This is a genomic window from Actinoplanes sp. NPDC051388, assembly GCF_055586225.1.
Genome location: NZ_JBVJIP010000004.1, coordinates 456,533 through 471,334, shown reverse-complemented (window position 1 = coordinate 471,334; position 14,802 = coordinate 456,533). Strand labels below are relative to the sequence as shown.

10 protein-coding genes are annotated in these 14,802 nt (G+C 71.8%); 1 reads left to right on the top strand and 9 read right to left on the bottom strand.

Annotated elements, in window-relative coordinates; genetic code table 11:
• The 7 genes from ACZ6TI_RS13880 to ACZ6TI_RS13850 all read right to left on the bottom strand — a co-directional run bounded on the left by ACZ6TI_RS13880 (position 1) and on the right by ACZ6TI_RS13850 (position 7,480).
• Entirely contained in the window at positions 1 to 792 is a 792-nt protein-coding gene (locus tag ACZ6TI_RS13880) for an MlaE family ABC transporter permease (RefSeq protein ID WP_465345388.1), read from the bottom strand.
• Between the two features lies 1 nt (position 793).
• Complete coding sequence (locus ACZ6TI_RS13875; protein WP_465345387.1) at positions 794 to 1,552, bottom strand: MlaE family ABC transporter permease; 759 nt, start codon at positions 1,550 to 1,552, stop codon at positions 794 to 796.
• Positions 1,549 to 2,496: an ABC transporter ATP-binding protein gene (locus tag ACZ6TI_RS13870; RefSeq protein WP_465345386.1), complete on the bottom strand. Its 948-nt coding sequence runs from the start codon at positions 2,494 to 2,496 to the stop codon at positions 1,549 to 1,551. Before ACZ6TI_RS13870 ends, ACZ6TI_RS13875 begins: the two co-directional genes overlap by 4 nt.
• An 85-nt stretch (positions 2,497 to 2,581) precedes the next feature.
• Positions 2,582 to 4,102: an AMP-binding protein gene (locus ACZ6TI_RS13865; RefSeq protein ID WP_465345385.1), complete on the bottom strand. Its 1,521-nt coding sequence runs from the start codon at positions 4,100 to 4,102 to the stop codon at positions 2,582 to 2,584.
• On the bottom strand, positions 4,102 to 5,313 hold the full coding sequence (locus tag ACZ6TI_RS13860) for an acyl-CoA dehydrogenase family protein (RefSeq protein WP_465345384.1): 1,212 nt from the start codon (positions 5,311 to 5,313) through the stop codon (positions 4,102 to 4,104). The genes ACZ6TI_RS13865 and ACZ6TI_RS13860 overlap by 1 nt, the downstream gene beginning before the upstream one ends.
• Before the next feature lie 47 nt (positions 5,314 to 5,360).
• Positions 5,361 to 6,161 (bottom strand): MaoC family dehydratase, encoded by an 801-nt coding sequence (locus tag ACZ6TI_RS13855; protein WP_465345383.1) that lies wholly within the window; start codon positions 6,159 to 6,161, stop codon positions 5,361 to 5,363.
• Positions 6,158 to 7,480 (bottom strand): 3-oxoacyl-ACP reductase, encoded by a 1,323-nt coding sequence (locus ACZ6TI_RS13850; RefSeq protein WP_465345382.1) that lies wholly within the window; start codon positions 7,478 to 7,480, stop codon positions 6,158 to 6,160. Before ACZ6TI_RS13850 ends, ACZ6TI_RS13855 begins: the two co-directional genes overlap by 4 nt.
• Positions 7,481 to 7,536: 56 nt before the next feature.
• Here ACZ6TI_RS13850 and ACZ6TI_RS13845 point away from each other — a divergent pair, with 56 nt between their 5' ends.
• A complete protein-coding gene (locus ACZ6TI_RS13845) occupies positions 7,537 to 8,826 on the top strand; it encodes an acetyl-CoA C-acetyltransferase (protein ID WP_465345381.1) in 1,290 nt (429 codons plus the stop codon).
• A 157-nt stretch (positions 8,827 to 8,983) separates the two neighbouring features.
• Here the strand turns inward: ACZ6TI_RS13845 and ACZ6TI_RS13840 are convergent, their stop codons facing one another.
• Positions 8,984 to 11,341 carry a right-handed parallel beta-helix repeat-containing protein gene (locus ACZ6TI_RS13840; RefSeq protein ID WP_465345380.1) on the bottom strand — a complete coding sequence of 786 codons (2,358 nt, stop codon included), beginning with the start codon at positions 11,339 to 11,341 and terminating at the stop codon, positions 8,984 to 8,986.
• Positions 11,342 to 11,423: 82 nt separating this feature from the next.
• Positions 11,424 to 14,771 carry an ALF repeat-containing protein gene (locus tag ACZ6TI_RS13835; protein WP_465345379.1) on the bottom strand — a complete coding sequence of 1,116 codons (3,348 nt, stop codon included), beginning with the start codon at positions 14,769 to 14,771 and terminating at the stop codon, positions 11,424 to 11,426.
• Between the last annotated feature and the right edge of the window lie 31 nt (positions 14,772 to 14,802).

Sequence of the window (14,802 nt, the reverse complement as noted above, 5' to 3'; positions counted from 1 at the left end):
TCACCCCGCGATCCGGACCGTGGTGCCGGCGCCCCAGATGGCCAGCGACAGGAAGAAGTCGATGATGTTGACCGCGACGATGGCCAGCCGGACCGCGCGGCCCACCGCCACGCCCACCCCGGCCGGGCCACCGCTCGCGGTGTAGCCGTAATAGCAGTGCACCAGCATCACCACCACGCTGAACACCAGCGCCTTGCCGAACGACCAGAGGACATCCTCCGGCGGCAGGAACAGGTGGAAGTAGTAGTCGTAGGTGCCCGGCGACTGCCCGAAGTAGACGGTAGCCATGGTGCGGGTCGCCAGGTAGCTCGACAGCAGCCCGATCACGTAGAGCGGGACGACCGCGATGAAACCGGCGATCATCCGGGTGGTGACCAGGAACGGCAGCGACGGCACCGCCATCACCTCGAGCGCGTCCACCTCCTCACTGATCCGCATGGCGCCCAGCTGCGCGGTGAATCCGCAGCCCACGGTGGCGGACAGGGCGATCGCGGCGACCAGCGGGGAGATCTCCCTGGTGTTGAAGTATGCCGAAATGAATCCGGTGAACGCGCTGCTGCCCAGCTGATTGAGCGCCTGGTAGCCCTGCAGGCCGACCTCGGTGCCGGTGAAGAAGGTCATGAAGGCGATCACGCCGACGGTGCCGCCGACAACGGCCAGCGCGCCCGAGCCGAAGCTGACCTCGGCGAGCAGCCGCACCACCTCCTTCTTGTACCGGCGCAGTACCAGTGGCACGGCCGCGACGACGCGGCCGTGGAAGGCGAGCTGGGCGCCGAGGTCGTCGAGGATCACCTCAGCTGCCCTTCTGCGGGACGACCTGGAAGTAGACGGCCGTGACCAGGAAGTTGAGCGCGAACAGCAGCATGAAGGTGATCACGACGCTCTGGTTCACCGCGTCGCCGACGCCCTTGGGCCCGCCGCCGGCGTTCAGGCCCTTGTACGACGCGACCAGTGCCGCCGCGGCCCCGAACACCAGCGCCTTGATCTCCCCGGCGACCAGATCGGCGGGCTGGCCCAGGGCCTGGAAACTGGCCAGGTACGCGCCCGGCGTGCCACCCTGCACCAGCACGTTGAAGACGTACCCACCGGCCACCCCGACCACGCTGACCAGGCCGTTGAGCAGCACCGCGACCAGCATCGAGGCGATCACCCGGGGCACCACCAGGCGCTGCACCGGGTCGATGCCGAGCACCCGCATGGCGTCGATCTCCTCGCGGATCGTGCGGGCGCCGAGATCCGCGCAGATGGCCGAGCCGCCCGCGCCGGCGATGATCAGCGCGGTCACGATCGGCCCGGACTCGCGGACCACGGCGAGCACCGACGCGGCGCCGGTGAACGACTGGGCGCCCAGTTGCCGCACCAGCGAGCCGAGCTGGAGCGCGATCACCGCGCCGAACGGGATGGACACCAGCGCGGCGGGCAGGATCGACACCGAGCTGATGAACCAGGCCTGCTGGATCAGCTCGCGCACCTGGAACGGCCTTTTCGTGAAGGCCTGCGCGGTCTGCAGGATGAACGTGACGAACTGTCCGGTGCCGGTGAGAAGTGTCATGCGGCGACCCGGCCCTCGAACGATCCGGCCGGCGGCACCACGTCGTTGTCGGCGCACCACTGGCCGGGCGTGCGTTCGGCGGCCCGGGGGCGGCCGTCCGAAGGCTGCAGCTGCACCGGGATCGGTGGCAACGGACCCAGCACCTCGCCCGACTCGGCCTCGGCCGCCAGTTCGGCCTCGTCCTTCTCCTCGGACATCCCGATCGGGCCGACCCGCTGGGCGTTGAGGAACTGCCGCACCACCGGCTCGGTGCTGGACAGCAGCATCTCCCGGGGCCCGAACATGGCCAGGTGGCCGTGGTGCAGCAGGCCGATGTTGTCCGGCACGGTCCGCGCGGTGTTGATGTCGTGCGTGACGATCAGGAAGGTCGCGCCGGTCTGCTGGTTCAGGTCGATGATCAGCTGGTTGAGGTAGGCGGTGCGGACCGGGTCGAGCCCGGAGTCCGGCTCGTCGAACAGGATGATCTCCGGATCCAGCACCAGCGCCCGGGCCAGGCCGGCCCGCTTGCGCATCCCGCCGGAGATCTCACCGGGCAGCTTGCGCTCGGCGCCGGCCAGCCCGACCATCTCGAGCTTCTCGGTGACGACCTCGCGGACCTGCGACTCCGTCTTGCGGGTGTGCTCGCGCAACGGGAACGCCACATTGTCGTAGATGTCCATCGACCCGAACAGCGCGCCATCCTGGAACAGCACGCCGAACAGCCGCCGGATGGCGTACAGATCCCGCTCGGAGAGCGTGGGCAGGTCCTGGTCGTTGATCCAGATCGAGCCGCGGTCGGGCCGCAGCAGCCCGACCAGGGTCTTGAGGAAGACCGACTTGCCGGTCCCGGACGGGCCGAGCAGCACCGAGATCTCCCCGGCGGGCAGCGTCAGCGTGACGTCCTCCCAGACGAGCTGGCGGCCGAAGTGCTTAGTCAGCCCCTCGACGGTGACGGCCACACCCACCTGGCACCTCCCCGCTACGAATCCGTCGCTGAGGTATAACACCCCAGCTCCCGCGCCGCACGTCCACTGTGCAGATTCATGATTCCTACGTGGCCGGTGGCAGCTCGCGGACGATGACCTTGCCGGTGGCGGTGCGGGGGAGTGCCGGCAGGAAGACTATGTCCCGCGGGACGCAGAACCGCGCCCGGTGCCGGCGCACGTGCTCACGCACCGCCTCGGCGCTCAGCGCCGCACCGTCGTGCAGGACCACAAAGGCGGCAAGACGCTGACCGTACGCGGCGTCCGGAACGCCGGTCACCGCGACCTCCCGCACCTCGGCCAGATCCGCCAGCAGGTTCTCCACCTGGGCCGGGAACACGTTCTCGCCGCCGGAGACGATCATGTCGTCCGCGCGGCCGTCGACGAACACGCGCCCGGCCTCGTCGAGGTGCCCGACATCCCCGGTGGCCAGCGCGCCCGCATCCCGATCGGCTCCGCCGGTGTAGCCGTCGAAGAGCATGTCGTTGCCCACGAAGAGGCCGCCCGGCCGCCCAGCGGGCAGGTTCCGGCCGTCGCCGTCCCGGACGGTGACCACGGTGCCGTGCGGAGGCCGGCCGGCGGTGCCCGGCGCGGCCCGCAGATCCGCCGGGGTGGCGATGGACGCCCAGGACACCTCGGTCGAGCCGTACAGGTTGTAGAGCACGTCGCCGAAGCGGTCCATGAACCTGGTCGCCAGCCCGCCCGGCAGCGCCGACCCGCTCACCGCCACCACCTCCAGCGCCGGCAGGTCCCGGGGCGGCAGCTCCATGATCCGTTGCAGCATCACCGGCACGGCGACCCAGCCCGCGCACTGCTGCCGGGCCAGCTCGTCCAGGGTGGCCGCCGGATCGAAGCGGCGGCGCAGCACGATGGTGGCGCGCAGCGCCAGGGCGATCTGCAGGGCGGCGAAGCCCCAGGTGTGAAAGAGCGGTGCGGTGATCATCATGCGCGTCCCGCTCCGCAGCGGGATCCGATCGATGATCGAGCAGAGCGGCCCGAACCCGGCCGGGGTGGGCCGCCGCGCGCCCTTCGGCGTGCCGGTCGTGCCCGACGTGAGCACGATGGTGCGGCTCGGCCGGCCGGGCGGCCGCAGCGGTGGCGGCGCCACGCCGGCGATCCGGTGCTCGAGCTCGGAGAGCGGCAACGCGACCTCGCCCGGGACCTCGGTGAAGTCGTCGTCGTGCACGACCAGGCGCAGTTCCTGGTCCTTCGTCAAGCGGGCGACCTGCTCGGCGGGCAGCCCGGTGTTGATCAGCACCGGGTCGGCGCCGAGCTGGGCCACGCCGACGAGCGCCTCGAGCATGCCGGCCGAGTTGCGGCACAGGATGCCGATCCGGTCGCCGGCAACGGCGGGCAGGGCGCGGGTCAGGCGCGTCGCGCGGTCCAGCAGTTCCGCGTACGTGACGGCGCGGTCGTCGTCGATCACCGCCACGCGTCCGGGATCGCGTGCCGCGGCCTGCCGCAGCTCACCGGCCAGGCCGTAACCCCACCGCCGCAGCGCGCGCAGCTGATGCGCCACGCGCAGCGGCGGCCCCGGGCTCAGCAGTCCGCGCCGGGCCATCGTGCCGGCGATGAACGCCGCCTCCATCAGCGGATGTGGACGCCGGAGATGGCCCGCGAGATGACCAGGCGCTGGATCTCCGACGTGCCCTCGAAGATCGTGTAGATCTTGGCGTCCCGGTACATCCGCTCCACCGGATGGTCGCGGACGTAACCGGCGCCGCCGAGGATCTGGACCGCCTTCTCGGTGACCCGGACACCGACCTCGCCGGCCTTCAGTTTCGACATCGAGCCCTCGGCGGCGGTGAACGGCTGCTGGTTGGCGCCCATCCACGCGGCCCGCCAGACCAGCAGCCGGGCCGCGTCGATCTCGGTACGCATGTCCGCCAGGGCGAACGCGATGGCCTGGTTCTCGATGATCGGGCGGCCGAACTGCACGCGGGTCTTCGCATACTCCAGCGCGTACTCATAGGCGGCGCGGGCGATGCCGAGAGCCTGCGCGCCGACCGCCGGCCGGGACAGCTCGAACGTCCGCATCGCGGCCTGACCGGCGGACCGCTGCCCGCCACGGGCGCGGGCCAGCCGCTCGTCGAGCGCGTCCTTGCCGCCGAGCAGGCAGCTGCCCGGCACCCGGACGGAGTCCAGGAAGACGTCGGCGGTGTGCGACGCGCGCAGGCCCAGCTTCTTGAGCTTCCTGCTGCCCTCGAGGCCGGGCGTGCCGGGCGGGATGACGAACGCCGCCTGGCCGCGTGCCCGGAGTTCGGGGTCGATCGAGGCGGTGACCACGTGCACGTTGGCGATGCCGCCGTTGGTGGCGTACGCCTTCTGCCCGGTGATCTCCCACTCGTCCTTGGCCTCGTCGTAGACCGCCCGGGTGCGCATGGCCCCGACGTCCGAGCCCGCCTCCGGCTCGGTCGTGCAGAACGCGCCCACCTTGGGGTCGGCCGCGTCGCCGAAGCACTGCGGGACCCACTCGGTGAGCTGGTCGGGCGTACCTGAGCCGTAGATCGCGGCGACCGCGAGCGAGGTGCCGGAGATCGCCATGCCGATCCCGCCGTCACCCCAGAACAGCTCCTCGTTGGCCAGTGGCAGCGACAGCCCGCTGTGATCCGACCAGGCGGTCACCAGGAACTCGAACCCGTAGAGGCCGATCTTCGCCGCCTCCTGGAGCACCGGCCACGGCGTCTCCTCGCGCTCGTCCCACTCGGCGGCGGCCGGCCGGATCACGTTCTCGGCGAAGCCGTGCACCCACTCCCGCAGGTCCGTCTGCTCTTCGTCGAGGCCCATCCAGAACTCCATGGGTTGCTCCCTTTCCGTCGAGAACGGATACCTACTGGTCGGTAACCTTAGGGCGGAGTGACCCGCCCGGCAAGATGAGGGCCGCTGCCGTCCAGCCGGAAATCCCATCCTTCGCCGGTGTGGACGGCGCTGAACGCGACCCGCGCCGGCAGCAGGATCGGCCGCTTGAAACGCACGTCCACCGTGTAGCCGCCGGGCAGGCGCCCGGTCAGCGCCGCCAGGCAGCGCGCCGCGCTCCACATGCCGTGCGCGATCGGCCGCGGGAAGCCGAACAGCCGCGCGCCCAGGCGTGAGGTGTGGATCGGGTTGCGGTCACCGGAGACCGCGGCGTAGTCGGCGCCCACCCGCGCCGGGATCCGCCAGGTGGCGGACGGTTCCGGCGCCGGTGGCGGCTCGCGCTGGTCGCTTCCCGGCCGCTGCTTCCGCAGGTACGTGGACACGCCCGTCCACACCTGCTCGCCCGCCACGGTGGCGCTCGCGATGACGTCGAACTGCCGCCCGCGGGCGTGCTCGCGCAGGTTCGCCGCTCGTACCGTGAAGTCCAGGGGTTCGTCGGCGGACAACGGACGGCGCAGCGTGATCCGGTTGGCGACATGGATCAGCCCGACCACCGGGAACGGGAAGTCGGCCGCCGACATCAGTCGCATCGCCGGCGGAAACGCCAGCACGTGCGGGTAGGTGGCGGGCAACGCGTCGGTGAGCGGGAAGCCGCACACGTGGTCATAGCGCGCGAGATGAGCGCGGTCCACCGGCACGGCCTGGTGCACCTGCACCGTCGCGGGCAGGCCGGCCGGGCGCCGCCGGGGCAGCAGGCTCAGCCCGGCCCGCAGGTAGACGGCCACCGTCACGCCCCCAGCAGGCTCTGCCCGCAGACCCGCACGACGTTGCCGGTGACCGTGGCGGACCCCGGCGCGGCGAACCAGGCGATCGTCTCGGCCACGTCGATCGGCAGGCCACCCTGGGCCATGCTGTTCATCCGGCGCCCGGCCTCGCGCAGCGTCAGCGGCATCTTCGCGGTCATCGCCGTCTCGATGAACCCGGGAGCCACCGCGTTGACCGTGATGCCGCGGCCGGCGAGCGCCGGCGCGGTCGCCTGCACCAGCCCGATGACGCCGGCCTTGCTGGTCGCGTAGTTCGTCTGCCCCCGGTTGCCGGCGATGCCGGCGATCGACGCGACCCCGACGATCCGCCCGCCGTCGTGCAGCAGCCCGCGGTCGAGCAACACCTCGTTGATCCGCTCCGGGGCGGACAGGTTCACCGCGAGCACCGAGCCCCACCCGGCCGCGTCCATCTTCGCGATCGTCCGGTCGCGGGTGATCCCGGCGTTGTGCACCAGGATGTCCAGGCCGCCCGGCAGGTGCCCGAGGAGCCGCTCGGCCGCGTCCGCTGTGGTCAGGTCGAGCTGCACCGCCCGGCCGCGGACGTCGTTGGCCACCCCGGCGAGCGCGTCCCCGGCGGCGGCCACGTCGAGGGCGATCACCGTGGCGCCGTCGCGGGCGAGCACCCGGGCGATCGCCGCGCCGATGCCCCGGGCGGCGCCGGTGACCAGGGCGGTGCGGCCGGCGAGCGGGCGGTCCCAGTCGGCCGGTTCCGGCGGTGTGCCCGCGCCGATCCGGATGACCTGGCCGCTGACATACGCCGAGCGGCCGCTCAGCAGGAACCGCAGGGTCGACTCGACGGCCGGCTCGCCACCGGACGCCACATACACCAACTGGGCGGTGATGCCGCGGCCGAACTCCTTGCCCACGCTGCGGGTCAGCCCCTCCAGCGCGCGCTGGGCGGTCGCCTCCTGCGGCGTCCCGGCGTCCTCCGGCGCGGTGCCCAGAACGATCACCCGGCCGCTGCGCAGCAGGGACCTCGCATGCGGATGGAAGAAGTCATAGAGGGCCGCCAACTGCTGCGATCCGGTGATCCCGGTGGCGTCGAAGATCAGCGCGCCGTGCAGTGGGGCGGCCGCGTCGAGCACCTCGGCGCCCGCTCCGGTCAGCACCTTGCGCACCGGTCCGGCGAGCCGCCCGCCCGCCGCCGCGCCCAGCAGGACCGGCCCGGTCGTCAGGGGATCGCCCGGCCGGTGCCGGCGCAGTGCGGGAGGATCGGGCAATCCGAGCCGCTTGACCACGGCGCGGCCCGGTCCGGAGTTGGCGAAGCTCGCATATCTGTCGCCCATCCGCGTAGCCTACTCGCGAGTAGCTTAATCCGCCGGGCGTTCCTCGGGAGGTGGAGATGCGCCGAGTCGCGATCTTGGGTGGGAACCGGATTCCCTTCGCCCGCTCCAACGGCCGCTATGCCGCCGCGTCCAACCAGGACATGCTCACCGCGGCCCTGGACGGGCTGATCGCCCGGTTCGGGCTGGCCGGCGAGCGGCTGGGCGAGGTGGTCGCGGGGGCGGTGCTCAAGCACTCCCGCGACTTCAATCTCACCCGCGAGGTGGTGCTCGGGTCCCGGCTCGACCCGCGGACGCCCGCGTACGACATCCAGCAGGCCTGCGGCACCGGCCTGGAAGCGGCGATCCTGGTCGCCAACAAGATCGCCCTCGGCCAGATCGACGCCGGCGTGGCCGGCGGGGTGGACACCACCTCGGACGCGCCGCTGCAGCTCAACGAGGACCTGCGCCGGACCCTGCTGGAGCTGAACCGGGCCCGCTCACTGGGCGCCCGGCTGCGCGCCGCCGCCCGGATCCGGCCGCAGCAGCTGGTGCGGCCCGAGATCCCGCGCAACGCCGAGCCCCGCACCGGCCTCTCCATGGGTGAGCACGCCGCGATCACCACTCGCCACTGGCAGATCGGCCGGGAGGCGCAGGACGAGCTCGCCCTCGCCTCACATCAGCGGCTGGCGGCCGCGTACCAGAGAAGTTTCTTCGACGACCTGATGACGCCCTATCTCGGGCTGACCCGCGACCAGAACCTGCGCGCCGACACCACGGCGGAGAAGCTGGCCGCGCTCGAGCCCGCCTTCGGCCGCGGGGCGGACGCCACCATGACGGCGGGCAACTCCTCTCCGCTGACCGACGGCGCGGCCACGGTGCTGCTCGCCTCCGAGGAGTGGGCCGCCGCACGGGGGCTGCCGGTGCTGGCCTTCTTCGCGGACTGCGAGACGGCGGCCGTCGACTATGTGCACGGCGACGAGGGTCTGCTGATGGCGCCGGCGTACGCGGTGCCGAGACTGCTCGCCCGCAACGGCCTGACGCTGCGGGACTTCGACTACTACGAGATTCACGAGGCGTTCGCAGCGCAGGTGCTGGCGACGCTGGCCGCCTGGGAGTCGCCCGAGTTCTGCAAGGATCGCCTCGGACTGGACGCGCCGCTGGGCGCCATCGACCGGGCCAGGCTGAACGTGACCGGATCCTCGCTCGCCGCCGGGCACCCCTTCGCGGCGACCGGCGGCCGGATCGTGGCGACCCTGGCCAAGCTGCTGGCCGAACGAGGCGCCGGCCGGGGCCTCATCTCGATCTGCGCGGCCGGTGGTCAAGGCGTCGTCGCCATCCTGACCCGTGAGTCCGCGCCCGCCCGCTAGACCCGCCGGCGCAGATCGCCCGCGCCGCGGGCGTCGACAAAGCCGGCCTCCTGAGCGTCTTCGGCGACAAGGACGCCGTCCTCGCCGCCGGCCGACCTGCTACAGCGTGACCACGGCCGGCGGCGTGTTGTGGTCCATCGGCCAAAACGACGTAGCCTCATTCAACGGCCACACCTGGCATCGCGTCGAATAACGACCCAGCGGGGAGCGGGTGCTCCCGCCGAGGACCTTCTGCTCGCTGAGCGTCGCGCGAGTCGCCGGGATTCTGCACCACGACGACGATCGGCGGGCTTTGGACGGTCGTCGTGCCGTTCACGGCGTAAGCGCGCAGTTCGTAGGAGCCATTGGCCATCACCGTCGTGTTCCAGAAGACGAACCCGCGTGTCGTCGTCGAACCCACCGGCGTGCGGTTCGGGTCCCCGACGCGGTTGACGTGGTATTCGAGCCGGGTGACCGGGGCCGGGTCCGGGACGTAGGCGGCCAGCGGCACGAACGATCCGCTCACCGTCCCGCCGTCGAGCGGCGCCCGCATCTGCAGCGTCGGCCACAGCAGTGCGCCGCGGTTGACGGCCGCCGTCGCCGCCGGGACGCCGATGGCGTCGGCCACGGCCGCCGGCAGCGGCTCGCCGCTGCGGCGTGCCGGGCTGCCGGCCTGCAACGAGAAGTCGCCGTCGACCGCGTTGACGAAGAAGGGATCCGCCGCCTGATCGAAGGCCAGGCCGTGGTCATCGGCAGCGGTGAAGAACTGCAGCGAAGCCAGGGTGGCGTGGTTGACATGGAATGGGCCGCCCTCGGCCGCCGGGCGCGGATGGAGCCACCCGGCGAAGGTTGCCGGCGTGGGCGCGCCGGCCGTGGTCAGCGTCCGGTGATAACCGTTGAAGTCCATGGCGGTGATGAAGGTGTCGGCCGGCACCCGGGCCGCCGGCGCCGTCACTCCGGTGGAGGCGTTGAACAGCCGCGTCGCCTTCGTACCCGCGGTGAGGTTGTTCTTGATCGTGATGTTGCGGGTCCGCCAGCGCTCGACGCAGCCGGGAAGAACGCAGTCGGGACGCAGCAGGTCGAACACGACCAGCTCGGCCCCGAACAGCTCTCCGGTGGAGGTGCTGCGGTTGCCGTAAAGCGTGTTGTTGTAGACCTGCACCCCGTCCGAGCCGCCGATGCTCAGCCCGGCGAGACCGTTGCCGGTCAGTACGTTGGAGGCGATGATCGCCCGCTGCGAGATCTCGATGAAGATGCCATCACGCCGGTTCGAACGGGCGATGTTGCGCGTGATGGTGGCGTCGCGGCAGTCGAGATCGCACCAGAGGCCTGCTCCGTCATTGGCGTCGAAGACATTGTCGCGGACGTTCAGCGGGGCGGTGGAGGTGATCTTCACGCCTGCCGCGCCCTCGGCGGCGCCGTCCATCTCGGTGTCGTGCAGGCCCTCGGCGTTGTTGAGGAACACCCGGTTGCCGTCGAAAGCGATCCCGGGCGCACGCGGAGTGCCGTCCGCCGCCGTGGTGCCGGTGATGTTGGCTCCGACGTAGCCGTTGACGGCCAGCAGGTTGTCGCGGATGACCGCCTGGTATGCCTTCACGGCGGTGAGGGCGGTGGCCGCCGACTGGGTGATCGTGTTGTTCTCGAAGCGGGTGTTCGAGGCGTTGACGATGAGAACCGCCCCGGCCTTCGACGGGCGTTCGGTGCTGTACGACCCGGTCTGCTGCTCGGAGGCGTAGTGCTTGAAGCCGAGCCCCCTGATGGCCGTACCGCTACCGCCGGTTCCGGTGCCCCAACCCACGATGTGCAGGGCCAGGTCGTGATTGGACGCCTCCACGGTGGCCCCGGCCGGCGAATCGCCGATGTAGAGACTGTCGGTGGCGGGGTCCACCAAGAACTTGCCGGGACCCACCTCGCCGACGCCGGCCACCTGCCGCAGTGCCGCCCCGTTGCGGAACACCATGTCCTGGGCGCCGGCCATCGGGTAGGTCGGATTCGTCAGCGCCGGATGCTTGCAGAACCGGTCGCTGCCGGCGTCGACGGGCCGCTGGCAGAAGCGGGTGGTCCACCTGGTGCGCCAGCGGGTGGCTCCGTCGGCCGTCCAGCCGGTGACCTCGACGCTGCCCTTGAGCCATACCTTCTCGGCGCGGTGCGGCTGGATGGTGACCGGGAAGTCGATGGCGTAGGCGCCGGTGGAGCCGGCGGCCGTGGCGCCTTCTTCGTAGGTGCCGCCGCGCAGCACGATGGTCGCCGGTCCGGGCCCCGCCTTGGCCACCACCAGGGCCTGTCTCAGACTGCGGAACGGCGTGGTGAGCGACCGGCCGTCGGCGGTGTCGCTTCCCGTCGTGGAGACGAAGTACACCGATCCCGCGGTCGGCACGGGGTAGTCGATGTTCTTGGGGTTCGGCTCGATGGTGGGCGCCGTGGACGCCACCTGGTCGAAGGGCGCCGTTTCGGCGAACGCCGCGGTCGTCGGCTCCCACACGGCGAGCGCCAGCACCACCGCCACCGAAGCGGGGATGAATCGAGACATGCTCATGGGTTCTCCTCTGCAGGCGGCGACGCCCCGGGCGACCCGGCTCCTCACCGCTACTCCACCGACGAAGCCTTCGATCAGCTCATCAACCACCACGCCTGTCGCCGGGGTCGATGACCTGGGTGTTGCTCACCCATCTCAGACCCCCCCAGAGCCATTTCCATCCTGGTTTGACGGCGCCGCCGATCACCGGGACGATCGCGAGGCAACTGAGAAATGCCTGGCTGTAATCGGTGGTAAGGAGGTCGTATATGCACAACACCCCGTTGACGACATCGCCGGCTATCGGCACGATGCCGATGAATTCGAAGAATGGCCGCTGGGCTCGCAGTTCTGAAAACATGGCGTCGAGTCCCACGACGTATTGCATGACGACCTCGTTGTCGACCTGAGCCTGCCTCGTGTTGACGACGACGTCGGCGATGTTGTCCAAGCACCGGGTCGGCTTGCTCTGATATCCCTCGTATAAAACGCGGTCTGAATCCATGTACATGTACGGTGCTATGTCGTTCGCCTCGCACGGCCTGTTCTCCGCGGGCACGGGCACAGTGACCTCGCCGGTCGTGCCCTCTTCCTGTGCGGCCCTGCGCCGCGCGGCGTCCTCGCCGGCCACCCTCTGCATGGCAATCTCTGCGGCAGCGCGACCTGCCTCGGAGGCCTCGGCGGCGCTCTTGCCCGCGGCGAGGGCGGACGCGGCGGCGTCGAGCGCCGCGGCGCGGGCAACGTTCGCGCTGGAACGGGCGCTGCGGGCGGACATGGCGGCTTGATTGGCGAACGAGCTCGCCCGCACGGAGGCATGTTGGGCTTGGCGGGCGGCGTCGAGCGCTGTTCGTGCTGACGCTGCCGCCTGCGCTGCGGATGCTTGGGCTCGTAGGGCGTGTCGATTGGCACGTGCGGCGTGTTGGACGGCGGTGTCGGCGTGTTGCTGGGCGGCTTGGGCGTATCCGGCGGCCTCGTCGGCGGCCCCGCGTGCGGTGGCCGCGGCTTCGGCGGCCTTGGCGGCGTCCTGGCGTGCGGTCGCGGCGGACTGGTCGGCCTTCCCGATCAGCGCATCGATCGCGGCGGCATGGGCGGCGGCATCGGCATCGCGCTGGCGGGCCTTGTGGAGATCGAATTGCAGGAACGTGCTCATCCAGGAGTCGGGGGCGGAGAGCACAGCGCTGGCGGCGGCCACCACCTCCGGGCCCTCGTCGGCGATGAGCTGGTTCAGCACCAGGCGTTGGTCATGGGTGCGGGCCCCGTACTGGTCGGTGGCGAGGAACGCCACGACGTCGGCCATCGTCCCATTGAGCGCCAGGCTCGCCCCGCGGCGCACCTCCGGCCCACCGGCGCTCATGATCTGGTTTACCCGTATCCGGTAGTCGTGCTCCTGGCCCTGGTACGCGTAGGTGCGCAGGAACTGGCGGATGGCGTCGCCGTCACCGTCGAGCGCGGCAACGGCGGCGTCGCGCTGGGCGGCGCTGTCCGTCGCATCGGCGATCATCCCGACGCTGGTCCGGTCGTCCTGCTCGTGGCCCCGGTCGAGGCCGAGCGTGACGAACATCTTCATGTCCTCGTCGCTGCCGGCGAGCGCCGATTTGGCCGCCGCGACCGTCCACGGTCCACCTCGACCGAGCAACCGTGCCGCGACCTTGCGGCCGTTGCCGATCACGACCCCTGGGTCGGCACCGGGCTGGCGAGCCTCGGTCAACAACCGCTCGGACTCTGCTTCGAGCGTTGCTTGCTGCCCGGCTCTCCACGCGGCCTCGGCCGCGGCCTGGTCGTCGGCCAGCCTGGCGTCCGCGGCCCTGGCCAGGTCCTTGGCGCTGCGTTGTGCGAGTCGCTCCGCGTCGGCTTTGCGGGCGGTGATCGCCACCTGGCGGGCCTGGTCGGCGGCGGCTTCGGCATCACCGGCGGCGCGGGCGGCTTCGTCGGCCGCCGTCTGCGCTGTCGCCGCGGCCCTCGACGCATCACCGGCGTGACGGGCCGCCTCTTCTGCTGCGGTGGCGGCGGCCTCGGCATGGGCGGCCGACTGCAGGGCGGCGGCCTTGGCCTCGCGGGCAGCCGCGGCGGCTTCGGCGGCGATGGTCTGGGTGGCACGCGCGGCGCGGGTCGCCTCGTTCGCGAACATCCGGGCTCGATCAGCCGCACGGCGGGCCTCACCCGAGCTGGCACCAGCGCCGGCGGCGGCCTGGTCGGCCCGGGCCGCGGCGTCGGCGGCCGCCGACGCGTTCTGCGACGCGCCCGCGGCCGCAAGGACGGCCCTGCCGGCCTCGTCTGCGGCGGTGCCGGCGTGCTCGGCCGCTTGTCCCGCGGTGCGTGCCAACGACGCCGCCATGCGCGCCTGCTCGGCGGACCGATTCGCCGCATCGGCCTGGCCGGCGTCCAGCGCCGCCGCGGCCGCCGCCCGGCGGGCCTGATTCGCGCTGCGACTGGCCAGCGCGGCGGCGTTCGCCGCCTGCGCCGCGGCCGCCGCGGCCTGACGGGCGGCGTTGTTGGCTGCCACGGCCGCCGCGATCGCCGTCTGCGCAGAGCGCGCCGCCCGGTTCGCCGCGTCCGCCGCCCGTCCCGCGGCCTCACCGGCCCGGTCCGCCGACGCGGCCGCCGCTCTCGTCTCGGCTTCGGCCCGCAGAGCCGCGTCCTTGGCCAGCCGAGCCGATTCCACCGCGGCGGCGGCAGCTTCCGTGGCGACCCGGGTCTGTTCCCGGGCCCGTTCCCCCGCGGCGGCCGCCTGCTCGGCGAGCTGCGCGACCGACGCCGTCTCGTGATCGCGCGCCGCGGCGACCTCCCAGCCGTTCTCGAGGAACTCGAGCACGTCCTCGTCCGAGCCGTTCAGCGCGACGCTCGCCATGCGCCGCACCTCGGGGCCACCCGTCGCCATCAGATGGTTGACGCGAATACGGTTGTCATGGCCCTGATGGACCAACAGGTCGACTTGCTGAAAGTGCCGCAGCGCCTCCACGGTCCCGGCGTTCAACGCCCGGCTGGCGGCCTCACGAACGCCAGGTCCTCCGGTCGACAGCGCCCGCACCACTCGCAAGCGCAGGTCGTGTTCCGACGGTGCCTTCCACCCGGCGTCCAGGAACGACTCGACCTCGGCAAGCGGCTTGGTCAGCACCTCCGTTGCGGCCTGCCGAACCGCCGGGCCGCCGACCGCCACCAAGGTCTCCACCTCGGCCCGCTTGTCGGCCTCCCGGGCACCCGGGAGATCCTCGGCGAAGAACGCCGCCAGGCCATCATCGGACCCGGCCAGCACCCGTTCCGCGGCCCGCCGGACCGCGGAGCCCTCCTCCTCCCACAACCTGACAACCGCCGCCCGGGCGTTGGCATCGACCGCGGCTTGTGCCCCGGCGGCGGGCGCCGACGAGATCGCGGTAACGCTCGGCAGCGCGGTGGTGAACGCCAGCGCGAACGCCATGCGGCGCCGTATCCGGCTGTCGGTAAGCAGTTTCATTCCAGTCCCTTCACGACTCGCTGCGGTCACA